Source organism: Sporosarcina pasteurii (genome assembly GCF_041295575.1).
GTDB classification, from domain to species: domain Bacteria; phylum Bacillota; class Bacilli; order Bacillales_A; family Planococcaceae; genus Sporosarcina; species Sporosarcina pasteurii.
On the sequence record NZ_CP160452.1, the window covers coordinates 2,219,653 to 2,242,936 of the forward strand.

Sequence of the window (23,284 nt, forward strand, 5' to 3'; positions counted from 1 at the left end):
TTGTTTTACCTCCTCTACATTTTCAAGCTACATTACTTTTCTACTGATAGTCCCATTAAGTATCCTGCTAATGCATCCAACTCCGCATCTGATAAATGATCAAATGCCGGCATCGTGTTACCTGGTTTATATTTTTGTGGATCTGCAATCCATTTTTTCAATGAATCTTCATCGTGATCCATGAAGCCTGCAACGCGGTTACGATCGCCAAATGTCGTTAAGTTTGGACCAACAGCCCCCGCATGGTCTACCCCCAAATACGCTGGATCTCCAGCACCGCTAACTGCGTGACACGAGATACAACTTTCAGCGAAAATAGCTTCTCCTTGATCCGCAGATGCCTTATCAGCTGTTGCTCCTTCCGTCGCTTGCATCGCAAGAACCCATTCGTCGAATTCAGCACGCGTTAATGTTTTAACTTTAAAGTCCATCAAAGCGTGTGACGGTCCACAAAGCTCAGCACATTTTCCGAAGAAAACGCCTTCTTCAAGATCGCGAGAATCTTTTTCAAAAATCAAGTAAAACTTGTTAACGTTTTCAACGTTGTTATCAAGCTTACCGCCGACTGCCGGAATCCAAAATGAGTGTTTAACATCCGCAGCAATTAGATTAAAGTATACTTTTTCATTCATTGGTACGACTAACTCTTGTGCTGTAGTAACACCTAAATCCGGATAGTCAAACTCCCACCAATATAGTTTTGCCTTTACATCAACGACCAAATTCTCAGCATTACCATCGTCATCTACAGCACCCATTGCAGTAACGTTACCTAACTTATAAGTGTAGTAAACCGTTGGCACTGCTAGCAAAAGAACTAAAAGGATCGGAATAACTGTCCAAACAAGCTCTAACACGTTACTTCCTTCAACTTGCTCTGGCATATGATCTTCACCAAGCTTCGAACGTCTGAAGCGGAAGAGCGCTATTACGTAGATAATTACAACTACTAGTATTACGAATAACATAATTCCCGAAGATAATAGCAACAAGTTAAATTGGTCTTTTGCAACTTCACCTGCTGGAAGAAGTGTAGATATTTCCTGTTGACCGCAACCTGCAAGGAAAATAGTAAGCGCTGTTAACAATGTAAATAGTCGCCACTTTTTAAGTCCTTTCATCATCGCCTAATCATACCTCTCTTTCAATTAATGTCTTGTTAAGTGCAGGGATAAATTATCCCTATATATATGAATTCCTGTTTAAAAGAAAGAATTCCATTAAAATAGCATTAAATAAATAGCGAGAATATAATAATTGAGACAAACAAAATAGTCATATAGTTAAGTGAGTAAACAAACATCCCTGTTGCCCACTTCAAATCGTCTTTCGCCTTAAACCCTCTAACTGCAAAATAAGCCCAACCAATATTTAATATCGTAGCGAGTACCATAAACCCGACTCCTAAGTCCGCCAATAATAATGGTAACGGAAATAAGAGGAGAACCCACCCTAACATCGAAACTTTCGTTCTCGTAAACCCTTTCACAACTGGTAGCATTGGTATATTCGCTGCACGATACTCCTCTGTACGTCTCATTGCAAGCGCATAAAAATGAGGCGGTTGCCAAATAAACATTATTAAAAACAATGCCCATGCCCCTGCCCCTAGTGTCGGCTCAACTGCTGCCCAACCTATTAACGGAGGAATCGCACCAGAAATACTTCCAACAACTGTATTGCTTACGTGTTTTCTTTTAGACCACATTGAATAGAGTACTACATAGCTGAATACACCCGCAAGTCCCCAAAGCCCAGCAGTAGTTGATGCAGAGAATAATAGTAGCTCTCCGATGGCAATGAATGTCAGACCAAGTGCCAACACAGCCGAGGCGTTGAATCGTCCAGTCACTGTCGGTCTAGATTTTGTTCTAGACATAATTGGATCAATATCGCGGTCTATTAGATTGTTCAATGCGGCGGATCCTGCAATGATTAATCCCGAGCCACCGAGCGCAAATAAAAGTAAATCTAGATTTGCTAAAAACTTTAATGGACTTAATTGCATCGCGAGAAAAAAACCAGTGAAAACAGTAATCATGTTCGAATTAACTATACCAATCTTAATAAGTGCTAAAAAATCTTGAAGTACTGTTGTCGTTTTTTCCGCGGCCGCAGAATCAACCGTTGTCGATATTATACGACCGTTTGACATATTCCCCCACCTTTCGCCTTTTTTCAAATTAACTTCTTATATACTTCACTATATCGAAAATTAGAGAAAATTTCTATACTAAAACAAAAAATCTCCTGGAACTGCGCTTTTCTCTGACATAATTGTCACATTCCATACTCTATAATAAAGCATTTCTACTAATCAATTGTGAAGTTAAGAGAACTATTTGGTGAACTTTTTGTGAAAAGGGCGCTATTCAGAATGTTTACGGCCTGTATCCGTTGTATTTTCACCTTTCTTTCGTTATCATCAAAACTAAAGGAGTCTTCAAAAACAAATTAACATTTATCTAAAAGTGGGTGTCATTTTTTGAGATATCATAATTTTTTAAAGTGGTTTGCTGTTTCTTCAACAATTGGCATGTTATTCATTCTACTTGGTGGTGCACTAGTTACTAAGACCGATAGTGGAATGGGATGCGGTCGGCATTGGCCAGGCTGTAATGGACAACTTATTCCAGACGTCATAACAGCAGAAGTGCTGATTGAATTTTCTCACCGCATCGTCACTGGTGTCGTTGGTATTCTAATTGTAATTTTGGCGGTTTGGTCATGGAGAGCACTGGGGCATGTTCGAGAAACTAAATTTCTATCTTTCATGGCCATATTCTTTCTAGTTTTACAAGCCCTAATCGGAGCTGCCCAGGTGTTATGGGGACAAGGCGACTTTATTTTAGCCTTGCACTTCGGGATTTCACTTATTTCATTTGCTTCTGTACTATTACTAACACTCTTGGTTTTTGAGGTTGATAAAAAGTACGACACACAAAACATACAAGTTGGGAAACCGCTAAAATGGCATACAATTGGCGTTACGATCTATTCCTACATAGTTGTTTATACAGGAGCACTTGTCCGTCATACAAATTCCGAACTCGTCTGTCTAGATTGGCCTTTTTGCGACAATTCAGCCATCGGGTTACCCACCCGCTTCAACGAATGGGTTCAGATGGGTCACCGTTTTGCAGCTGCACTCATTTTCATCTGGATCCTGTACATAATGGTACATGTCATTCGGCATTATAAAAGCCAACCAGTCTTTTACTGGGGATGGATTATTTCCTTTATACTTGTCCTTGCCCAAGTAACTACAGGTGCAATAGCCATTTTCACTCATTTAAACTTATATATCGCATTGCTCCATTCGTTATTTATTTCACTACTATTTGGGCTTTTAACGTATATGATACTGCTTGTATTTAGAAGCAATCGTTCTTCCTAATTATCTAGGTCACCTTTATACACGAAGGTGACCTAGTTTTTTCTTAACCATTTACTTTTAAATATCTTCTCCTTATATCTTCTATTCCCTATTTTTTTCGTTTAAATCATAAAAGCACTCAGAGTTCGATTTAGTCGAAATTCTGAGTGCTTTTTATTAGTTATTAGTCCGCCATTTCAATAAGAAGATCGCCTGTAGCAATCGATTCTCCAGCGGTTACATAGATTGCTTTTACTGTACCATCGTATGGTGCTTGAATTGTGGTTTCCATTTTCATCGCTTCTGTAATGAGTAAATGTTCGCCTCTTTTCACTTTTGCCCCTTCAGATACAGCAACTTGTAAAACAGTTCCAGGCATTGTAGCGCCGATATGTGCTTGATTTGAAGGGTCAGCTGTCGTCTTTCTGATGACATCTGATTCCACATTGACATCCTCGATAATAACTTCACGTGGTTGACCGTTCAATTCGAAATAAATAACCCTTGTAGCATCGGATTGCGGCTGACTGATCGAAACAAGCTTAATAATTAATGTCTTACCTTTTTCAATTTCGACCTCAATTTCTTCACCTAGACGCATACCATATAAAAACTCTGGTGTATCGATCACCGATACATCTCCAAACTCTTTATTCATTTGTAAATATTCTTCAAATACTTTCGGATAAAGAGCATAGGATAATACTTCCTGACTTGTGACAGGTCGATTTAGCTTTTTATTTAAATCTCCTTGAAGTTCATCAAAATCAACATCTTCAAGCAATTCGCCAGGGCGAACCGTAATGGCTTCTTTATCTTTCAAGACAACTGCTTGCAACTCTTTAGGGAATCCACCATGCGGTTGTCCGATATAACCTGCGAAAAATTCGATAACTGAATCAGGGAAGTCAATAGACATTCCACGTTCAATCACTGATTTTTCATCAAGGTTGTTTTGAACCATAAATAAGGCCATATCCCCTACGATTTTGGATGAAGGGGTTACTTTTACAACGTCGCCGAACAGTAAATTCACTCGGGAATACATTTCTTTAACTTCTTCCCAACGTTCTCCTAACCCTACTGCCCTCGCCTGTTGTTGTAGGTTCGAATATTGTCCGCCTGGCATTTCATGAACATAGATCTCAGAATGCGGACTCATCATACCGCTTTCAAAATGCTGGTAATATTTACGAACATCTTCCCAGTAATGCGACAGACTTTCTAAGCCATTTACATCAGCACGAACCTGGCGCTCGTTCCCTTGCATTGCATAATATAACGAACTTGCAGAAGGTTGTGATGTAAGCCCTGCCATTGAACCAAGTGCGGTATCTACAATATCAACTCCCGCTTCAATTGCACGTGCATACGTGTAAATTCCATTGCCGCTTGTATCATGTGTATGGAGATGAATTGGCAAGTCTGTTGTTTCTTTTAATTCTGAAATGAGGCGATATGCTGCTTCTGGCTTCAATAAGCCTGCCATATCTTTAATCGCTAAAATATTCGCGCCTGCCGACTCTAGATTTTTCGCCATTTCTTTATAATATTGAACTGTATACTTATCTCGCTTATCATCTAAAATATCACCTGCATAACAAATTGCAGCTTCCGCAACTTTACCAGCTTCACGCGTTGCATCAATCGCTACTTCCATACCTTTGATCCAGTTTAAGCTATCAAATATACGGAATACATCAATTCCTGCTTCTGCTGAATTCTTTACAAATTCGCGAATGACATTGTCCGGATAATTTGTATATCCAACTGCATTCGCCCCGCGAAACAACATTTGGAATAATACATTAGGAATTTGTTCACGTAATTTAATAAGACGATCCCACGGATTTTCTTTCAAGAAACGATAAGCTACATCAAATGTCGCTCCGCCCCACATCTCCATTGAGAACAGATTATTCATGATTCTAGCTGTCTCAGGAGCAATTTCCAGCATGTCTGCCGTACGCATTCTCGTTGCCAATAGGGATTGGTGGGCATCTCTAAATGTCGTATCGGTTATTAAAACATCATTTTGTTCTTTTATCCAGTTCACTAATCCCTCTGGACCTTGTGCGTCTAATATTTGCTTCGTTCCACTTAACGGAACTGTCGATAAGTCGATTGCTGGTTTACGGGCATTATGGAAAACTGGCTTAGATTGCTTGTCAATTCCCGGAAATCCATTGACTGTTACATTTCCAATATAATTTAAAATCTTCGTCCCTCTATCTTGACGAGTTGGGAATAAAAACAATTCCGGTGTAGTGTCAATAAAACTTGTATCATAGTCACCAATTAGGAAACTCTTATGTTTTACTACATTTCCTAGGAATGGGATATTCGTTTTAATGCCACGTATTCTAAATTCTTGTAAGTTACGGTCCATTTTTGCCGCCGCTTCTTTGAAAGTCATTCCCCAAGTGGAAACTTTTACAAGTAGCGAATCATAGTGAGGTGTAATAACAGCACCTTGGAAACCATTTCCTGCATCTAACCGAACACCAAATCCGCCACCAGAACGATATACCATTAACTTTCCTGTATCTGGCATAAAATCATTCAATGGATCTTCAGTTGTCACTCGAGACTGAATCGCGTAACCAAACAACGGAACGTCTTCTTGTTTAGGGATCTGAACGATTTCGTCGTGTAGGTCTCTTCCATCCGCAATATGTATTTGAGAATGTACGATATCAATACCTGTCACCATTTCTGTAATGGTATGCTCTACTTGAATGCGCGGATTTACCTCAATAAAGTAAAATGATCCATCTGCGACAAGAAATTCAACAGTCCCCGCATTTACATAACCGATCTTTTTCATTAATTGCACAGCCGCATTACAAATTTCATCACGAAGATCTTCTTCTAATGAAATAGAAGGTGCCGTTTCAACTACTTTTTGATGGCGACGTTGGATGGAGCAATCTCTTTCGTACAAATGAACAACATTTCCATGCAGGTCTCCTAGTATTTGAACTTCAATATGCTTCGGCTTGTCGATAAACTTTTCTACATACATTTCATCTGATCCAAATGCTGCTTTAGCCTCTGATTTCGCTCGTACGAATGCTTGTTCAACTTCATCTGCAGAGTGAATAATTCTCATACCACGTCCGCCGCCTCCCAAGGAAGCCTTCACCATAATTGGGTAACCGCTCGATTCACCGAATCTTAAGACTTCTTCATATGAAGAAACTGGACCATCACTTCCTGGAATCACTGGTAATCCGGCTGCAATCGCTTGTTCACGTGCTTTTACTTTATCACCAAATATTTCTAGGTGCTTCGATGTCGGGCCAATGAAAATAATACCTTCTTCTTCAAGTCTTCTCGCAAATTCAGCGTTTTCCGCTAAAAATCCATATCCTGGGTGAATCGCATTTGCACCGCTATCCTTCGCGATTTCAATAATTCCTTCAATGTCTAAATATGCATCAATGGGATTTTTTCCTTTACCGACAAGGTAAGATTCATCCGCTTTATAACGATGGAACGAGCCACTATCCTCTGTCGAATAAATACCGACTGTTGAGATTTCTAATTCTGTACATGCTCTAAATATACGAATCGCAATTTCTCCACGATTCGCAACGAGTATTTTAGTGATTCTTTCCATCTAATCCACTTCCCTTTCTATCACTTTTTCTTATTCTCATATTTAACAAACATCGAAACATTCATTAAAATTCCTACAGCGATTGACATTAAAATCACCGAAGTTCCTCCATAACTTATAAAAGGGAGGGGCACGCCGGTTAGCGGGATAATACCTGTTAATCCGCCTAAGTTAACGAACGTCTGCACACCTATCATACTGCCTATTCCTGCCGCAAGCATACGCGCGTGAGGATCTTTTGCCTTCAGCGCGATAATTAATGCGCGTAAAACGATAAACCCTAATCCTCCAATTACAACCGCCACACCTAGAATGCCTAATTCTTCTGATATGATAGCCATGATCACGTCGGTATGAGGTTCGGGTAGATAACCCATTTTTTGGATAGAGTTTCCTAGACCATGTCCTTTTACGCCTCCAGATCCAATCGCGATATACCCATTTGCAATTTGAAATCCTGATCCTTGAATATAATCAAATGGATTTAAATAAGATAATATCCTACCTTTTCGACTGTCCGTCATGATGTTATCCCATTTAAAATAAAGAAGGAGTGACACCAATAGTAAGCCTACAGAAATAATACCACTTAACTTTAAAAAAGTATTCTTATTTATCCCACTTGCGGCAATGACTGAAAATGCCCCGACAATTATAATCAGTGACGTACCCATATCCGTTTCTAACATAACCGAACCAATTACGATAACAAGAATTCCAATAGGTGGCATAATTGACTGGTTGATGCTGTCAATTGTACCTCTCTCATCTTTTTTTGCAAAAACACTAGCAAAATAAACGAGAATAATAATTTTCGCAAGCTCAGATGGTTGAAGATTGATACCAGCAAGATTGATCCAACTTTGTGCACCTAGCTGTTCTCTACCGTATCCAAATACATGCACAAGTCCCAGAAGTAGTAGCATGCCGATGACGGAAACAATCATTAGCTTTTTTCTCTTGTAATTTTTGTACGGAAAAAAAGCCGCAACGAAAAAGGCAGGAAATGCAATCGCTAAGTTGATGATTTGCTTTCGAAAGAAATGGTCAGGTTCAAAGTCATAATACCCTACCGCCCAGACGAGACTTGAACTATAAATCATGACAAGCCCGAATAAACATAAAATTAAGTAGGTGAAAAAGAGTGGAAAATCAAAATTTCTTACAAATTGTTTTACATAATTACGCATATAATAACCCTCTTTTTCCTAATCGATTCTATTCCGGTTTGTTTTCCTCAATTAGTTAACGTTTACATTTAACACTTCAACACATTTAGGAATTAAATTACAAACCAATTCCTAGAAATGCTAGTCATACAATTAACTACCAAAGATATTTAAACAAAAAACTCAAACTGTGTAGTTAAGTTTGAGTCTTCTGCTTATTCTTTTGTATATAAGTCGTGTAAGACTGTCATTTCTTTCTCAAGCGAAGAAAGTATTTCATTTCCTTGCTTTCGTTCTATTAGACCAAGTTTCACAGCAAAATCAATTTCCCGAGCCAGTCCAAACATTTGGGTGTCTAGCACCTCTTCATATAATGGACATTGAGGCATCGTCAAATGATCCATCTGTACTTTAATTAGTTGCGCGATTTTATCGGCATCTATTTGCAGTTGCTTCATGGCCTTTTCCTGATATGTTTCTTGTAATTCAATATCCATGAGGACGCCCCCATCAAGCTATTATTTCTTCTGTTGACTATTAATAAATTGTAGCTTTCACATCCGAAAATTGCAAGTGTTTCCTTTTTTAATTCACCGATTTGACACGCTTACCCTTTTCACATAATCAAGAAAAAGGTATACTGACAGTAGCTCGTTATTTATGTAGGGGGACACGAAAATGAAAACAGTCATTCAAATTACAGGAAACGTTCGTCATTCTATCACATTAGATCCAGGCATTTGGATTTTTGACGATCGTCGCATTGACTTAGATTCTTTTTTCACTCAAGATTATGTTGAGAAAGATGAACTTGAGGAATATAAAAAAGCAATTGGCAAGCATTGGTCTCGCGAAATTATGGAAGGAGCTACTTTCCCTCCAACTTTAGAAACGGAAAGACAATTTGAAGAGTCTAAAGATATTACTGGCACGTATGGGATTTATTTACATCATTTTCTAAAAAATGCGGAACCTAGTAAAGATGCAACGACAATTACATTTATCACTGAGGCAAATGAGGACATCTCCTATCCAATACAGATGGCAGATGAAATCATATTAAAATATAGCATTGACGGGAAGCCGATTCGTGAAGACGGTCCAGTACACGTTCTTCTAAAAGATGGTTCAAATCAAGACCAACCAATAAAAAACGTTATCGGTGTAGATATCGCTTAGTTTAGGAGGTACAATATATGCGCGTTAAATGTGTTATTTGCGATGCAATCAGTCAACTGCCTGATCACGATGCACTCGCAAAAAAATTACGTAACCGTCCGATTCATACATTTATGTGCGCCGATTGTAATACAAGAATCGAACAAAAAACTTTAGCACGTGTAGCAACCGGCAATTTTATTTTCCGACGAAGCTCACACCCAACAGAAAAAAACTTTTAACACTCACATTTAAAAGGCATTCGAGAAAAACTCGAATGCCTTCTTCATTGTAATACGCTTATGCAATAGAATCTGTTTCTTCACCTTTATACTCATTCATCCGACGTACACGATAAATAATTAAAATAAGGGCTGCAACAATTAACCCTTCGACAATTGGCAAGAAAAATGCTAGGAATGTCAATACAAGACATCCTAAAAATAGGAATGTATAGATAATTATACTTTGGTAAATTTTTAATTTCTTCGCGAAGCCTAGTTTATAAACTAATGCAGACATTAAGAAGACAATTGCAAAAAGTACATATCCAGCTAACGTATAATCCATATCACCGGTTACGGTAGATGAACCTAACATATCATAAATGAATCGTGAAATTCCCGACATCCGTCCAAATACAAACTCAGTTTCTTGAGGATTCATTTAACACATTCCTTTCATCATCATGACAAAAATCATTCTTTATTTTTTTGCGCTCTTTTCGCCGCACGATCACGTTCACTTTTCCCGAGAATTTTCTTACGCAAACGAATAGATAAAGGTGTTACTTCACAGTATTCGTCATCATTTAAGTATTGAAGAGATTCTTCAAGTGTCATGATTCTCGGCTTTTTAATATTGACAGTTTGGTCTTTTGTTGCAGAACGAATATTTGTCATTTGTTTTGCTCTTGTCAAATTGACCGTTAAATCATTATCTCGACTATTCTCTCCGACAATCATACCTTCATATACTTCAGTACCTGGCTCAACAAAAATTGTTCCACGCTCTTCCACATGTAAGATACCATAAGGAGTCGCCTTTCCGTTCTCCATTGATACTAGCACACCATGGGCACGTTCTCCGACATTTCCAGTCACCATTGGTTGATAACTTTCGAAAGTATGATTCAAAATACCATACCCTCTTGTCAGTGTCAGGAATTCAGTCGTATAGCCAATTAACCCACGAGCAGGAACGTTGAACAGTAAACGTACTGTGCCTGTCCCGTTATTAATCATATCAATCATTTCACCTTTTCGTTGACCAATTGACTCAATTACGGATCCCGTATGTTCCTCTGGCACTTCAATTTGTACTCTTTCTATCGGTTCACATTTCACACCATCGATTTCTCGTACAACGACTTGAGGTTTCGAAACTTGCAATTCATACCCTTCGCGTCGCATATTTTCAATTAATATTGATAAGTGTAATTCTCCTCGGCCCGATACAATCCATGAGTCTGCTCCCGATGACTCTACACGTAACGAGACATCTGTTTGAAGCTGTTGGTTTAAACGTTCCTCAATTTTGCTAGCAGTCACCCATTTTCCTTCACGACCCGCGAATGGACTGTTATTTACCAAAAACTGCATTTGTAAAGTAGGTTCATCAATATGAAGCGTTGGCAGTGCTTCAGGATGTTCAACCGGACAAATCGTATCACTTACATCAATGCCTTCAATCCCTGAGACCGCTACTAAATCACCTGCATATGCTTCTTGAATTTCTACTCGTTTCAACCCGAGGAAGCCTGATAACTTCGTAATACGGAAATTATTAATCGTTCCATCACGCTTAATTACGGATACTTGTTGTCCAACTTTTATCGTTCCACGGAATACTCGTCCAATTCCAATACGTCCAACATAATCGCTATAATCTAAGAGCGATACTTGGAATTGCAACGGCTCATCATGATTATCTATTGGTGCAGGAATATTTTCTAAAATGGCGTCATAAAGAACCTCTAAAGTGTCCTCTTGATCAGCAGGGTCTGGTGATAAACTTGCAGTACCATTGAATCCTGAAGCATAAATGACAGGGAACTCAAGTTGCTCATCATTTGCATCAAGTTCAATAAACAGCTCTAATACCTCATCTACAACTTCTTCAGGTCTTGCAAATTCACGATCAATTTTATTCACAACGACGATTGGTTTTATGTTTTCTTCTAATGCTTTTTTTAATACAAATCGAGTTTGCGGCATACAACCTTCGTATGAATCTACAACTAAAATAACTCCGTCAACCATTTTTAATATCCGTTCAACTTCTCCACCGAAATCCGCGTGTCCTGGTGTATCCAGAATATTAATCTTTGTGTCTTTGTATTTAATTGCTGTGTTTTTTGCTAAAATAGTTATTCCACGTTCACGTTCAATATCATCGGAATCCATTGCTCTCTCTTCCACTTGTTCATTTGTACGGAATATACCGGACTGCTTTAACAATTGGTCGACAAGTGTAGTTTTCCCGTGATCGACATGGGCAATAATTGCAATATTTCTTAAATCAGCACGTTCTGTTGTCATGATTTCACTCCATTAATCTTTTTAAGTATGCGTAACTGTGTTATTATAACATAAGAAACAATAATTTAGAATTTATCAGAATAGACGGAGGGTTTTGATTGAAAGATATTAAATGGATTTTCGTTCTATATTCAATTGCAGCCGTGTTAGCCATGTGCTCTATTGGTGTTTCAGTAGCGCTTAGCAGTTTTTTCGGCATTATCCTTTCCATCGTTGCATTAATTCTCATTATGGGATATGGATTTAAAACGAAAAAGAAAATGCGTGAATTGGGTACCCTTTAACATTTACAATGTAGTGTGGCAATTCGTTGAATAATGATACATATCCCCTATGCCGAAAATCCGCAATGATTTTCGGCATTTTAATTTCATCTTTTCTGCACGATATATTTTGTTAATAATTCATGATGCAAACCTTCACGTGCGACAATAAAAGGCTCTGGACCAAGTAAAGAAGGCGGTTCTCCTTCTAAATTTGTCGCAACTGCGCCAACCTCTTGTGCAATGACCTTGCCCCCTGCAATATCCCAAGGCGATAGCCGCATTGATACGTATGCACTTAATTTACCAGATGAAACGTATGCAAGCTCAAGCGCCGCCGAACCATAAGAGCGCGTTCCACGACAATGCTGAATTAAGCCAAGTAGCTTCTCGTGATCAATATAACGATTGGGTGCCACCCACCTTGCATTAATTCCGATGATTGCTTCTTGAATAGAGTCTTCCTCCAATTTAGGCAGTCGCTCATCATTTACATAAGCGCCTTCTCCTTTTTTAGCAGAATATAATTCATCTCTAATCACATCGTAAATATAGCCAAGTATTCCAACGCCGTCTTGATAAATTCCCAATGAAATTGCAAAATTACGTTTTTGGTGTACAAAATTCATCGTTCCATCGATTGGATCAACTATCCATATCGTTCCATTTAACGAATTAATTTCATCCCCAAACCCTTCTTCGCCCAATATCTTATGGCCTGGAAATGACGTTTGAATTTGTTTAATAAAAAACTGCTCAATCTCTTTGTCGATATTTGTCACTAAATCATTTGCATTTGATTTCGAGTCAATATGTATTTGATCAAAAAATGACAACCTTATCTTATGGCCAGCTTCTTTTATTAAAGATTTTGCATAACGATCAATTAATCCCCAGTCCAATTCATTTCAGCCCTTCCCTATTGCTCCTTTTATAAGTATAGCAAAAAAGACATTCGTTTACACAGTTCTCAATTTGAGATTGTGCAACCGAATGCCTTTTCTTCTTTCGAAACCATTACGCGAAACCATTTAACGTTTCTAGCTCACGATGGATTTCAGCTAGCCTTTTTTTACTTTTCTGCTGTTCCATTTCATCATTTTGCTGAATTGCATCGAACAAAGTCGCCAGCTCATAATCAAGTTCAAGTTGAAGTACTTTCACATATTCTTTCTCAACGTCCGCTTTTCGTATCACATGCACGACCTGTTTCATATAAAACACCCCTTGTAATTTTAATGTGTTTCATTACTCTGTCTATTACCATTAGGATATGCAGTTCAAGGAACATATTCTAGTCTTAAGCCTTGTGAAATTTATTATTCCCAAGTTTCTGTTATGATAAACGTAAATTATTTTAAGGAGTTTGAAACATGAATTCGAATCAATATTATTGGACAGCAGATGATTTCAATTTGTTCACAATAGAGGGGCTAGAGAACCGAATGGAAGCTTTGCAAACACTCGTACAACCTAAATTTGAATTACTCGGAAGGCGATTTGCAGATCTACTTTCCGCACATGGAAGTGGCGAATTTTTCCCACATGTGGCAAAACATGCTCGCCGAACTGTCAATCCGCCCACAGATAGCTGGGTCGCAATTGCACCTTCTAAAAGAGGTTATAAGGCTTTACCTCATTTTCAAATTGGACTTTGGAAAACGCATCTTTTCATTATCATTGCGGTCATTTATGAAAATCCAGATAAAAAAGGAATCGCTGAAAGGCTTGAAAAAAACACCAATCAACTTCTAGCTTTACCGGATACATTTATCATTTCCGGTGATCATATGAAACCCGACGCTCAGTGCATCAGCAAAGAAGTTCTTGAAAAATTATTAACGAGACTTCAAACAATAAAGAAAGCCGAGTTCCTAGTTGGACGTCACTTAACAAAAGAAGTTGCCGTCAAAATGACCGAAGAACACTTTCTAGATTTTGCCGAGGAAACGATTGACGAACTTCTGCCCATATATGATATCATTGCCGGAAGATTGTAAATGACCAGAAATGATTGCTTACGGTTAGTGTATGCAATTGCTTAAATTTATACCGATATACAAAGGATTATTTTAAAATAGCTGGATACTAATAAAAAAATGTAGACAAAGTCAACGTGGACTTTGTCTACTCATTTGATGTTCTCTATACATTTTTAAGTACCTTTGATGATTTTGTCACCTTCGCTATTTTGGGCTTCCCTCACAATCGGATAACTTCTATAGCCACTCGCTTGCTCAAACTCTCTAAACAACGTTTTTTCTTCTGATTTAGAAGGAACAATTTTCTTAAATTCACGATAAGCTTCCAATACTTCCGAACAATTTACGCCATCTTCGTATGCTTGTTCAATGACTGAATAAAAAGAAGTTACCGCGATAATTTCATTTGTTGACCAATCATCACGTAGCGGATAATTATAATCCATTAAAACTTCACCTCACATTATCCGAAATTCCAATTTCTCCGGATTTCTTCAGCTTCTCTAACCATTCGTTCAAATAATTCTGCAACTGAAGGAACGTCATGGATGAGTCCTGTTACCTGTCCAGCCCAACCAAAGCCACCTTCCACATCGCCATCATAAATAAACTTACGATTGGCTGCACCACTAATATAATCTTTTAATGCTTCATAGTCAGCTTTTTCGCTTTCCAATTGTAAGATTTTATCCGTCCACGGGCCTGCAATTGCACGCGCCGGCGCACCGAGTGTCCGTTTAATAATCGTCGTATCTGTTTCGTTGCTTGATAATAAAGCATCTATGTACGCTTCCGAGGCATGAACGCACTCTTTTGTCGCTATAAAACGCGTTCCCATCTCAATCCCTTCAGCACCTAGCGCATGCGCTGCCATCCAGCCACGACCATCACCTATGCCACCTGAAGCGATTACTGGGATTGACACTGCATCGACTACTTGAGGCGTCAATACCATCGTTCCAACATCATCACGTCCTAAGTGCCCGCCCCCTTCTTGTCCAACAACCATGACAGCATCCGCACCTAACTCTTCCGCTTTCATCGCTTGTCGCTTAGCTGCAACAAGCACAAGTGTCTTAACATCCGTGTCTTGAAGCTGTTCAAAAAAAGGTGTAGGATTTCCACCAGTTATCGACATCACTTCAACACCTTCTTCTAACGCAACATCAATCATATGTGAATATGGACGCCCACGCTGTCCAATGGCAAAGTTTACCCCAAATGGTTTATCTGTCATCTTTTTCACTTTTTGAATCTCTTCACGTAGCGCATCCGGAGAGTCCAAACTCATCGCTGTAATTTGCCCCAGTCCTCCTGCGTTTGATACCGCTGCGCACAGATCAGCATAAGCTAAATAAGCTAAACCACCTTGAATAATTGGATATTTAATCCCTAACCTTTCTGTTACCCTTGTTTTCCATTCCATTTTAGAATGCACCTCCACACAATACTCATTCGCCATGAATTAATAAAATCCTCTTAAAATGGTTGAATAATTCAATTTGGCCTTATCCAACATTTGTCTCGATTTATGAATTCATTCATGTGTTCACTCAACACCTTGAATCGTTTCTGGGTCAATAAAGCCATAGCCTTTTGCACGTAATCCTTCAACAATTTCCTTTAATGCTGCAGCCGTCCATTCCCGGTCATGCATTAATAGATTGGCCCCATCATGCGCAGAATTCACCATAATATCCGCCAACGCTTCCTCGTCCATATACTGCTTTTCCCAATCATAACCGTACGTCCAGTTCATTAACAACATGCCATCGTCCGCAACAATTTCTTTACTATATTCGGTATTTTGCCCAAATGGAGCGCGGAAAAACTTTGGACGTTCACCAATGACTTCCTCCACTACATCGCTTACAGAAACAATCTCTTCTTTTTGCTCAGCTTCAGATAATTGCTGTAAGCTCGCATGTGTTTTTGTGTGATTTCCAATCGTAAATCCCATTTCATAAATTTCTTTTAAAACCGCCTTTTCCTCATCAGTATTAAGATAATGTCCATTTACGAAAAAAATTGCTGGTGCATCCAGTTCTTTTAAAGCTTTTGCCATATCAAGTGCATATTTATCCGGTGCATCATCAATTGTAAGTAATACCGCTTTGGGATTCGCATCATCAATCGGTTGGAATCCCCAACTTGCATCTAGCAAATAAAGCGATTCTTTTATTTCTTCCCCTTCTACATATGATGCTTCTTCTAGCGTTTTATTTCCCTCATCTTCACTTACTTGTTCTTCTGCTACTGTCGTACGTTCACGTTCACTTTCACCTTCTAACTCTTCCTTGTTTTCTTGTGTACAGGCTGCCAATAATAAAATAAGAACTGCAAGTATGTAGATAAAACGTTTCCTCATTGCTAACCACCCTTTCAATCCGTCATTTTAACATAGAATGTAATGATATATACCCGCTATTTGATTCATTAAAATCTTTTCTGCTATAAAAACAACTATTCTATACACCATAATGAATAGATACTATGAATATAAAAACATGCTAATCTAAAAAAAGCCTACAAGGATATCCTTGTAGGCCAATTATTGCTTTTTATTACATCATATGGATTGGTTTACCAAGAGCAACTTCTGCTGCTTCCATCGTAATTTCACCTAATGTTGGATGAGCGTGGATTGTCATCGCAATGTCTTCAAGCGTCATGCCCGCTTCGATTGCAAGACCGAGTTCAGAAATCATATCTGACGCGTTCTCTCCAACGATTTGAGCACCTAATAGAAGCCCATCTTCTTTACGCGCAACAAGTTTCACAAAGCCATCTGTTGAATCAAGTGCAATTGCACGTCCGTTTGCTGCATACGGGAAACGACCTGCAGTGACTTCATATCCTTCGTCTTTTGCTTGTTGTTCACTCAAGCCAACTGTTGCAAGTTCAGGTTCTGTGAAGCACACCGCTGGAATTGCCATGTAATCTACTTCAGACTTTTCGCCTGAAATCGCTTCCGCAGCAATTTTAGCTTCGTATGATGCTTTATGTGCTAGTTGTGGACCTGCTACAATATCACCAATTGCATAGATTGATCCAACATTCGTGCGGCATTGCTTATCTACTTCAACAAGTCCGCGATCATCCATTTTCACGCCAACCTGCTCAAGTCCAAGTTCATCTGTGTTCGGACGACGGCCAACAGTGACAAGTACGTAGTCTGCTTCAACCTTTTTCTCTTCTCCGCCCACTTCGTATGTAACTGTAACGCCATTCTCTGTTTCTTCTACACCTTTAGCAGATGCTTTTGTAACAATTTCTACGCCTTTTTTCTTCAAGCCACGTTTAACTAATTGTGTCATTTGTTTTTCGAAGCCTGCTAATATGTCTTTTGCACCTTCAATAATTGTTACTTCTGATCCTAGATTTGCATAAGAAGACCCTAGCTCAGTACCGATGTAACCACCGCCAATCACAACGAGCTTACCCGGTAATTCCGTAAGAGCTAAAGCGCCTGTCGAGCTAAGAACTCTCTTAGAAAACTTAAAGCTTGGAATTTCGACTGGACGTGCCCCAGTTGCTACGATTGCATTTTTAAATTTATATGTTTGTGCGGACTTTTCATCCATGACGCGTACAGTGTTCTCATCAACAAAGTAAGCTTCACCATTTACGATGTCCACTTTATTTCCTTTTAGCAATCCCTCAACGCCGCCTGTTAGTCTCGATACAACACCATCTTTAAATTCTTGCGCTTTCGTGAAGTCTAGCTTTACATCTGATGCCGTAATCCCCATTGCGTCTGATTCCTTCGCACTTACAAAACGTTGCCCTACAGAAATTAACGCTTTAGATGGGATACAACCGACGTTTAAACAAACGCCTCCAAGCTTGTCCTTTTCAACAATTGTTACTTTTTGGCCCAGTTGTGCCGCGCGAATTGCCGCGACATAACCTCCTGGACCTGAACCGATAACGAGCGTGTCAACTTCAACTGGAAAATCTCCTACAACCATTTTTTACGCCTCCATTAATAATAGTTCTGGATTGTTTAGCAATCTCTTAATGTGGTTCAGTGCGTGTTGTGCTGTAGCTCCATCCATCATTCTGTGGTCGAAAACGAGTGATAGCGCAAGCATCGGCGCTGCAACGATCTCACCATCTTTAACAACTGGCTTTTCAGCAATTCGTCCAATACCAAGGATTGCTACTTCAGGGTGATTAATAATCGGTGTAAACCATTGTCCGCCTGCAGAACCAATATTGGTAATCGAACATGATGCTCCACTCATTTCAGCTAATGACAACTTACCGTCACGTGCCTTCACTGCAAGTTCGCTAATCTCCTTGGAAATTGCAAAGATCGATTTACGATCTGCATGTTTAATGACAGGTACGAGAAGTCCGCGGTCCGTATCTGCTGCAATTCCGATATTGTAATAATGTTTTTGAATGACTTCCTCAGTTGCATCGTCATAAGATGTATTAAGCTCCGGGAATTCACGCAAAGTACTTACGAGCGCCTTAACAACATATGGCAAGTACGTAAGCTTAATATCCTTCTCTGCCGCGATGCCTTTGAATTTATTGCGGTGTGCAACAAGTTCAGTAACATCTACTTCATCTAATAATGTAACATGTGGAGCCGTATGTTTCGAGTTTACCATCGCTTTTGCGATAACTTTTCTGATGCTAGAGATTTTTTCACGTGTTTCTGGGAACTCACCTTCATATGAAACTGGTTGTTGTTCAGCCGTTGCTGTTGCTGGCTTTTCAGCCGACTGCGCGGTTGTTGGTTCAACAGAAGTTTGACCTCCGCTCATGAATGACTCAATATCTTCTTTAAGCACTCGACCATTTTTTCCTGTACCTGCAACTTGACGAATATCTACGTCATTTTCACGTGCAAATTTACGAATAGATGGCATTGCAATCACACGACGATTCGGATCAACATCAATATGTTGTGTAACCGATGCTGACGCTGGTGTTTGGCCAGCTGCTTTCACTTCTTCTTTATCAACTTCCGGAACTGTTTCAGTTGTAGCTTCAACTTGCTCCACTGTTTCAGCAGTATCTTCTTCATCCCCACCTTTTTCAATTAGATGCTCATATCCTGGCGCATCAATTTGAATTAATGGATCACCGACTACAGATACCGTCCCTTCATCTACCAGAAGCTTCTCAACTGTTCCAGCAACCGGAGAAGGAATTTCAACTACAGCTTTGTCGTTTTGAATTTCGCACAGTATATCATCTTCATCAAGCTTCTGACCTTCTTCTACATGCCACTTTACAACTTCACCTTCATGGATACCCTCTCCAATGTCAGGTAAACGGAATACATATGCCACATGATTCACCCTTCCTATTTTTCTTATATCTTTCTTAAAGTAGATTCATTAAAATGTTAATACTTTCTTCGCAGTTTCCGCAATATCCTTCGCATCTGGTAACCAAGCATTCTCACCCTGTGCATACGGATAAATTGTATCCGGCGCGGCTACTCGTAGAACTGGAGCTTCAAGACTTAAAATTGCACGTTCCGTAATTTCTGAGACTACGTTTGCTGCAATACCTGCTTGTTTCTGTGCTTCCTGAACTACAATCGCACGGTTTGTCTTTTCAACGGATGCAATAATCGTTTCAATATCAAGCGGCTGTACTGTACGCAGGTCAATTACTTCAACAGAATGGCCTTCTTTTTCTAATGCTTCAGCTGCTTTCAAGCTCTCGTGCACCATCGCACCATATGTGATAATAGATAAGTCTGTCCCTTCACGCTTTACATCTGCTTTCCCAAGTGGGATTGTGTACGCCTCTTCAGGTACTTCCTCTCTAAACGAACGGTATAACTTCATATGTTCAAGATAAACCACAGGATTTTCATCTCGAATGGCCGAAATGAGAAGCCCTTTTGCATCGTATGGCGTTGATGGAATCACAACTGTAATTCCTGGTTGTTGAGCCATTAAACCTTCGAGACTATCCGCGTGCATTTCAGGCGTTGCAACACCGCCGCCGAACGGGGAACGTATCGTTACTGGACCATTAAAACGTCCACCACTTCTAAATTGCATACGTGCAAGTTGTCCACTAATTGAGTCCATTACTTCGAAAACAAAACCGAAGAATTGAATTTCCATAACTGGACGATAACCCGTTAATGATAAACCAATTGCAAGTCCACCAATACCAGACTCTCCTAGAGGTGTATCGAATACACGGTCTTCTCCAAATTCCTTTTGCAGACCTTCAGTCGCTCTGAAAACACCACCGTTATTACCAACGTCTTCACCGAAGACGAGAACGTTTTCATCATTTTTTAACTCGGTTTTCATCGCATCGTTAATTGCTTGAATCATCGTCATTTGTGCCATCGGTTACTTCGACTCCTTCTCTGTGTAGATTTCCAGTTGTTCCTTCAAGTTATAAGGAAGCTCACCTTTATACATAATATTAATAAAATCGCTCACTTTTTGACGAGGAGCCGCATCTGCTTCTTTAATCGCTTCTCTAATCTCTTCTGTTGCTTTTTCGATAACTTTTTCCTCTTGCTCTTTGCTCCAAATGCCTTTTGCTTCTAGGTATTTACGGAAACGAACAAGTGGATCGCGTTTTTCCCACTCGCTATCAGTCTCTGAAGTACGGTAACGAGTCGGATCGTCACCAGCCATCGTGTGCGGTCCATAGCGATAACAGAACGTCTCGATAACTGTTGGACCTCCACCGTTGATTGCACGTTCACGCGCGTCTCTTGTCGCTGCATACACGGCAAGTGGATCCATTCCATCTACAAAGATGCTAGGAATTCCAGCCGCGATTCCTTTTTGCGCTAGAGTCTTAGCAGCAGTTTGAAGATTACGCGGCGTAGAAATTGCATATTGGTTATTTTGGATTACGAAAATTGCCGGTGAATTATAAGCACCCGCAAAGTTAATTCCTTCGTAGAAGTCACCTTGTGAAGTACCGCCATCACCTGTATACGTCATTGCAACAGCTTTTGTACCGCGTTTTTGGAACCCAAGCGCTACACCCGCAGCTTGAATATATTGTGCTCCAATAATAATTTGTGGTGGAAATACATTTACCCCTTCAGGAATGATACTTCCTTGGAAATGTCCACGCGACCATAAAAACGCCATAGATAACGGCAGACCATGCCAAATCATTTGAGGCACATCACGGTATCCCGGTAAAATAAAGTCTTCTTTCTCCAATGCAAAATGTGACGCTAACTGAGAAGCTTCCTGTCCTGCAGTCGGCGCGTAGAATCCTAAACGGCCTTGACGGTTTAAGGAAATAGATCGTTGATCCAACACACGGGTATAAACCATACGTGTCATTAACTCTACCAGTTCCTCATCTTTCATTTTCGGATCCAAATCTTCGTTGACAATTTCGCCGTCTTCATTCAGAATTTGAACCATTTCAAACTTCTCTTCAATCTCGTGAAGCGTTTTCACTGGGTCGAACTGCTTTTCTTTTTTTGCAGCCATTTTTAGCAACTCTCCTTTATAACTGTATTATGAATGAATCACATTATAATTAGTACAACTTACTCATCTTCAAGTATACTTAACTTTCTATACTCGGTCAAACTATTGCAACCACTAACTTCTATCATATTGAAAGTTTTCTAAATTGACATTTTACATCACTCTGTTTTAATACAATAAAGAGTCTGTACTACATCAGAAAGCTTACTAATTAGTTTTTTGCGTAAAAAAAACGAGTACGTCTTTACTACCGTACCCGTTTTCTCTAAACTTATTTACTATTGTTCTTCTTGAAATAATCAAACGTCTCATCTTTGATTTCATTTAAACTGTTTGTTGCCTCGTTAAATTCTTTTATCGCTGTCGTTACTTCATCATTTTGTGCATTCAACTCTTCAACTTGTTTTTCGAGTTTTGTTAGATCTATGTCTTCTACAAGAAGCATTTCATATAATTCTCCTTGTAACTTTGTTAATTCCTCATACTGATTCACAAATATTGTATGAGTTTGATAGCGGTCATTAATCGCATTTTTCAACTTCACGACTTCCGCTTTTGTATCCCCTTCTGCTTCCTTCTCGATTTTTTCGATATCAGATACTAATTTCTTTGCATTTTCCATTGATTTTGTTTCTTCTTCAATATGTATTGTTCGTTTTTCAAGTAATTCTTTCATGTCCGCGATATTGTCTTTTAGTTGTTCATGTTCCTCTTGTGATAGCTCCATCGTTTTATTAAAAAGATTTTGTTCAGTTTGTTCGATTTCAGTTAAGTCTTTTTGACCGTCTCGGTATGTTTTTTCAGCTTCATGCATTTCCGATAACACCTTCGATAGGTCCTCTTCGATTGTTGAACCAAATGTACAACCTGATAATATAATCACACAACTTAAAACAAGCATAAGCATGTATTTCTTCAAATAATATCCCTCCGATTTCTTTTGAATTATAGTCGTTAATTTAAATTAATTCAAGTACACAATGAAATCCTTTCAAGGTTTTTCCCATTCGATTATACTATGTATATAACTAAAAGGCTGAAAGGAAGTTTAAACATGATTTTAATGAAAGACATCGTCCGCGAAGGACATCCTGCGTTACGGAAACGAGCAGAGGAAATGATACTCCCGCTCACTGAACAAGATAAAAAATTGGGAAAGGATATGCTTGAGTTCTTAAAAAACAGCCAAGATCCGGAACTATCGGAGAAGTATCAGCTACGTCCTGGCATCGGACTTGCAGCACCACAAGTAAATGCATCCGTCCGAATGTTTGCACTACACATTACAGAAGTAAAGGGTGAACCACTTAGCTTCGTTGCAGTAAATCCAAAAATCGTAAGTCATTCCGTTGAACAAACATATTTAACTTCAGGCGAAGGTTGCCTTTCCGTAGATAGAAACGTAGACGGATTTGTTCCACGGTATGCACGTATCACAATTAAAGCATTTGACTTAGATGGCAAAGAATTCAAGAAAAGACTAAAAGGGCTAGCGGCAATTGCATTTCAACACGAGCTTGACCATTTGGATGGTATTATGTTTTACGACCATATTGATCGTGATCATCCTTTTAAAGAAATACCCAATGCAACCCCTTTCGAACGAGATTAATAAGATAAGCGCGCAAGCTACTCTTCGCTGAACACCTCTCACCACTTGACAGAAAGTTCTGAATAAGCTATAATACCTGTTAAGGAGTGATATGGCCATGTACAAGCG

General features: G+C 39.3%; 23 protein-coding genes. 6 read left to right on the plus strand and 17 right to left on the minus strand.

Translation table 11 applies throughout. The features are described 5' to 3' along the window. Positions 1-32 precede the first annotated feature (32 nt). Together coxB and cyoE are read right to left on the minus strand one after the other, a co-directional pair. Complete coding sequence (gene coxB, locus AB1H92_RS10480) at positions 33-1,124, minus strand: cytochrome c oxidase subunit II (protein WP_115360348.1); 1,092 nt, start codon at positions 1,122-1,124, stop codon at positions 33-35. 107 nt (positions 1,125-1,231) lie between these two features. Then, positions 1,232-2,155 (minus strand): heme o synthase, encoded by a 924-nt coding sequence (cyoE, locus tag AB1H92_RS10485; protein WP_115360347.1) that lies wholly within the window; start codon positions 2,153-2,155, stop codon positions 1,232-1,234. A 330-nt stretch (positions 2,156-2,485) separates the two neighbouring features. Between cyoE and AB1H92_RS10490 the strand changes: the two genes are divergently transcribed. Continuing rightward, complete coding sequence (locus tag AB1H92_RS10490) at positions 2,486-3,397, plus strand: heme A synthase (RefSeq protein WP_115360346.1); 912 nt, start codon at positions 2,486-2,488, stop codon at positions 3,395-3,397. A 163-nt stretch (positions 3,398-3,560) separates the two neighbouring features. Here AB1H92_RS10490 and pyc read toward each other — a convergent pair whose 3' ends face one another. From pyc to AB1H92_RS10505, 3 genes are all read right to left on the minus strand, one after another. Next, positions 3,561-6,998: a pyruvate carboxylase gene (pyc, locus tag AB1H92_RS10495; RefSeq protein ID WP_115360345.1), complete on the minus strand. Its 3,438-nt coding sequence runs from the start codon at positions 6,996-6,998 to the stop codon at positions 3,561-3,563. A gap of 20 nt (positions 6,999-7,018) precedes the next feature. After that, positions 7,019-8,188: an FtsW/RodA/SpoVE family cell cycle protein gene (locus AB1H92_RS10500; RefSeq protein ID WP_115360344.1), complete on the minus strand. Its 1,170-nt coding sequence runs from the start codon at positions 8,186-8,188 to the stop codon at positions 7,019-7,021. A gap of 194 nt (positions 8,189-8,382) precedes the next feature. Continuing rightward, positions 8,383-8,664 carry a YlaN family protein gene (locus tag AB1H92_RS10505; protein ID WP_075528543.1) on the minus strand — a complete coding sequence of 94 codons (282 nt, stop codon included), beginning with the start codon at positions 8,662-8,664 and terminating at the stop codon, positions 8,383-8,385. A gap of 181 nt (positions 8,665-8,845) precedes the next feature. Here AB1H92_RS10505 and AB1H92_RS10510 point away from each other — a divergent pair, with 181 nt between their 5' ends. Both AB1H92_RS10510 and AB1H92_RS10515 read left to right on the plus strand, forming a co-directional pair. Further along, complete coding sequence (locus AB1H92_RS10510; protein ID WP_115360343.1) at positions 8,846-9,346, plus strand: peptidyl-prolyl cis-trans isomerase; 501 nt, start codon at positions 8,846-8,848, stop codon at positions 9,344-9,346. 17 nt (positions 9,347-9,363) lie between these two features. Beyond that, a complete protein-coding gene (locus AB1H92_RS10515; RefSeq protein WP_115360342.1) occupies positions 9,364-9,567 on the plus strand; it encodes a YlaI family protein in 204 nt (67 codons plus the stop codon). A gap of 58 nt (positions 9,568-9,625) precedes the next feature. Here the strand turns inward: AB1H92_RS10515 and AB1H92_RS10520 are convergent, their stop codons facing one another. Then, positions 9,626-9,991 (minus strand): YlaH-like family protein, encoded by a 366-nt coding sequence (locus tag AB1H92_RS10520; RefSeq protein ID WP_243835600.1) that lies wholly within the window; start codon positions 9,989-9,991, stop codon positions 9,626-9,628. A 32-nt stretch (positions 9,992-10,023) separates the two neighbouring features. Then, the gene (gene typA / locus AB1H92_RS10525) at positions 10,024-11,865 is read right to left on the minus strand and encodes a translational GTPase TypA (RefSeq protein ID WP_115360341.1); all 1,842 of its coding nucleotides are present in this window, start codon (positions 11,863-11,865) and stop codon (positions 10,024-10,026) included. 98 nt (positions 11,866-11,963) lie between these two features. Between typA and AB1H92_RS10530 the strand changes: the two genes are divergently transcribed. After that, entirely contained in the window at positions 11,964-12,149 is a 186-nt protein-coding gene (locus tag AB1H92_RS10530; protein WP_115360340.1) for a YlaF family protein, read from the plus strand. An 86-nt stretch (positions 12,150-12,235) separates the two neighbouring features. Here the strand turns inward: AB1H92_RS10530 and AB1H92_RS10535 are convergent, their stop codons facing one another. Both AB1H92_RS10535 and AB1H92_RS10540 read right to left on the minus strand, forming a co-directional pair. Next, positions 12,236-13,030, minus strand: coding sequence for an inositol monophosphatase family protein (locus tag AB1H92_RS10535; RefSeq protein ID WP_115360339.1), 795 nt, complete (start codon positions 13,028-13,030; stop codon positions 12,236-12,238). 115 nt (positions 13,031-13,145) lie between these two features. Next, positions 13,146-13,343: a hypothetical protein gene (locus tag AB1H92_RS10540; protein WP_115360338.1), complete on the minus strand. Its 198-nt coding sequence runs from the start codon at positions 13,341-13,343 to the stop codon at positions 13,146-13,148. Between the two features lie 158 nt (positions 13,344-13,501). Between AB1H92_RS10540 and AB1H92_RS10545 the strand changes: the two genes are divergently transcribed. Continuing rightward, positions 13,502-14,128, plus strand: a complete 627-nt coding sequence (locus AB1H92_RS10545; RefSeq protein ID WP_115360337.1) for a YktB family protein — start codon at positions 13,502-13,504, stop codon at positions 14,126-14,128. 155 nt (positions 14,129-14,283) lie between these two features. On the opposite strand, the gene AB1H92_RS10550 is transcribed toward AB1H92_RS10545, so the two are convergent. From AB1H92_RS10550 to AB1H92_RS10585, 8 genes are all read right to left on the minus strand, one after another. Continuing rightward, entirely contained in the window at positions 14,284-14,556 is a 273-nt protein-coding gene (locus tag AB1H92_RS10550) for a UPF0223 family protein (protein WP_115360336.1), read from the minus strand. A 17-nt stretch (positions 14,557-14,573) separates the two neighbouring features. Further along, entirely contained in the window at positions 14,574-15,536 is a 963-nt protein-coding gene (locus tag AB1H92_RS10555; protein WP_115360335.1) for a nitronate monooxygenase family protein, read from the minus strand. A gap of 123 nt (positions 15,537-15,659) precedes the next feature. Then, positions 15,660-16,478, minus strand: a complete 819-nt coding sequence (locus tag AB1H92_RS10560; RefSeq protein ID WP_115360334.1) for a polysaccharide deacetylase family protein — start codon at positions 16,476-16,478, stop codon at positions 15,660-15,662. Positions 16,479-16,674: 196 nt separating this feature from the next. Beyond that, positions 16,675-18,081, minus strand: a complete 1,407-nt coding sequence (gene lpdA, locus AB1H92_RS10565; protein ID WP_115360333.1) for a dihydrolipoyl dehydrogenase — start codon at positions 18,079-18,081, stop codon at positions 16,675-16,677. 3 nt (positions 18,082-18,084) lie between these two features. Then, positions 18,085-19,419: a dihydrolipoamide acetyltransferase family protein gene (locus AB1H92_RS10570; protein ID WP_115360332.1), complete on the minus strand. Its 1,335-nt coding sequence runs from the start codon at positions 19,417-19,419 to the stop codon at positions 18,085-18,087. A 48-nt stretch (positions 19,420-19,467) separates the two neighbouring features. After that, on the minus strand, positions 19,468-20,445 hold the full coding sequence (locus tag AB1H92_RS10575) for an alpha-ketoacid dehydrogenase subunit beta (RefSeq protein ID WP_115360331.1): 978 nt from the start codon (positions 20,443-20,445) through the stop codon (positions 19,468-19,470). A gap of 3 nt (positions 20,446-20,448) precedes the next feature. Beyond that, the gene (pdhA, locus tag AB1H92_RS10580) at positions 20,449-21,564 is read right to left on the minus strand and encodes a pyruvate dehydrogenase (acetyl-transferring) E1 component subunit alpha (RefSeq protein ID WP_115360330.1); all 1,116 of its coding nucleotides are present in this window, start codon (positions 21,562-21,564) and stop codon (positions 20,449-20,451) included. A 271-nt stretch (positions 21,565-21,835) separates the two neighbouring features. Next, a complete protein-coding gene (locus AB1H92_RS10585) occupies positions 21,836-22,483 on the minus strand; it encodes a YkyA family protein (protein ID WP_115360329.1) in 648 nt (215 codons plus the stop codon). A 135-nt stretch (positions 22,484-22,618) separates the two neighbouring features. On the opposite strand from AB1H92_RS10585, the gene def reads away from it, so the two are divergent. Further along, positions 22,619-23,176, plus strand: coding sequence for a peptide deformylase (def, locus tag AB1H92_RS10590; protein ID WP_115360328.1), 558 nt, complete (start codon positions 22,619-22,621; stop codon positions 23,174-23,176). The last annotated feature ends 108 nt before the right edge of the window (positions 23,177-23,284 follow it).

What these genes read in the sequence shown, in the direction of transcription:
- typA (WP_115360341.1), bottom strand. Translation starts at nt 11,865, where the DNA reads ATGACAACAGAACGTGCTGATTTAAGAAATATTGCAATTATTGCCCAT.
- AB1H92_RS10510 (WP_115360343.1), top strand. Translation starts at nt 8,846, where the DNA reads ATGAAAACAGTCATTCAAATTACAGGAAACGTTCGTCATTCTATCACA.
- AB1H92_RS10550 (WP_115360336.1), bottom strand. Translation starts at nt 14,556, where the DNA reads ATGGATTATAATTATCCGCTACGTGATGATTGGTCAACAAATGAAATT.
- AB1H92_RS10575 (WP_115360331.1), bottom strand. Translation starts at nt 20,445, where the DNA reads ATGGCACAAATGACGATGATTCAAGCAATTAACGATGCGATGAAAACC.
- coxB (WP_115360348.1), bottom strand. Translation starts at nt 1,124, where the DNA reads ATGATGAAAGGACTTAAAAAGTGGCGACTATTTACATTGTTAACAGCG.
- AB1H92_RS10505 (WP_075528543.1), bottom strand. Translation starts at nt 8,664, where the DNA reads ATGGATATTGAATTACAAGAAACATATCAGGAAAAGGCCATGAAGCAA.
- AB1H92_RS10520 (WP_243835600.1), bottom strand. Translation starts at nt 9,991, where the DNA reads ATGAATCCTCAAGAAACTGAGTTTGTATTTGGACGGATGTCGGGAATT.
- def (WP_115360328.1), top strand. Translation starts at nt 22,619, where the DNA reads ATGATTTTAATGAAAGACATCGTCCGCGAAGGACATCCTGCGTTACGG.
- AB1H92_RS10515 (WP_115360342.1), top strand. Translation starts at nt 9,364, where the DNA reads ATGCGCGTTAAATGTGTTATTTGCGATGCAATCAGTCAACTGCCTGAT.
- AB1H92_RS10560 (WP_115360334.1), bottom strand. Translation starts at nt 16,478, where the DNA reads ATGAGGAAACGTTTTATCTACATACTTGCAGTTCTTATTTTATTATTG.
- AB1H92_RS10500 (WP_115360344.1), bottom strand. Translation starts at nt 8,188, where the DNA reads ATGCGTAATTATGTAAAACAATTTGTAAGAAATTTTGATTTTCCACTC.
- pyc (WP_115360345.1), bottom strand. Translation starts at nt 6,998, where the DNA reads ATGGAAAGAATCACTAAAATACTCGTTGCGAATCGTGGAGAAATTGCG.
- AB1H92_RS10555 (WP_115360335.1), bottom strand. Translation starts at nt 15,536, where the DNA reads ATGGAATGGAAAACAAGGGTAACAGAAAGGTTAGGGATTAAATATCCA.
- lpdA (WP_115360333.1), bottom strand. Translation starts at nt 18,081, where the DNA reads ATGGTTGTAGGAGATTTTCCAGTTGAAGTTGACACGCTCGTTATCGGT.
- pdhA (WP_115360330.1), bottom strand. Translation starts at nt 21,564, where the DNA reads ATGGCTGCAAAAAAAGAAAAGCAGTTCGACCCAGTGAAAACGCTTCAC.
- AB1H92_RS10545 (WP_115360337.1), top strand. Translation starts at nt 13,502, where the DNA reads ATGAATTCGAATCAATATTATTGGACAGCAGATGATTTCAATTTGTTC.
- cyoE (WP_115360347.1), bottom strand. Translation starts at nt 2,155, where the DNA reads ATGTCAAACGGTCGTATAATATCGACAACGGTTGATTCTGCGGCCGCG.
- AB1H92_RS10540 (WP_115360338.1), bottom strand. Translation starts at nt 13,343, where the DNA reads ATGAAACAGGTCGTGCATGTGATACGAAAAGCGGACGTTGAGAAAGAA.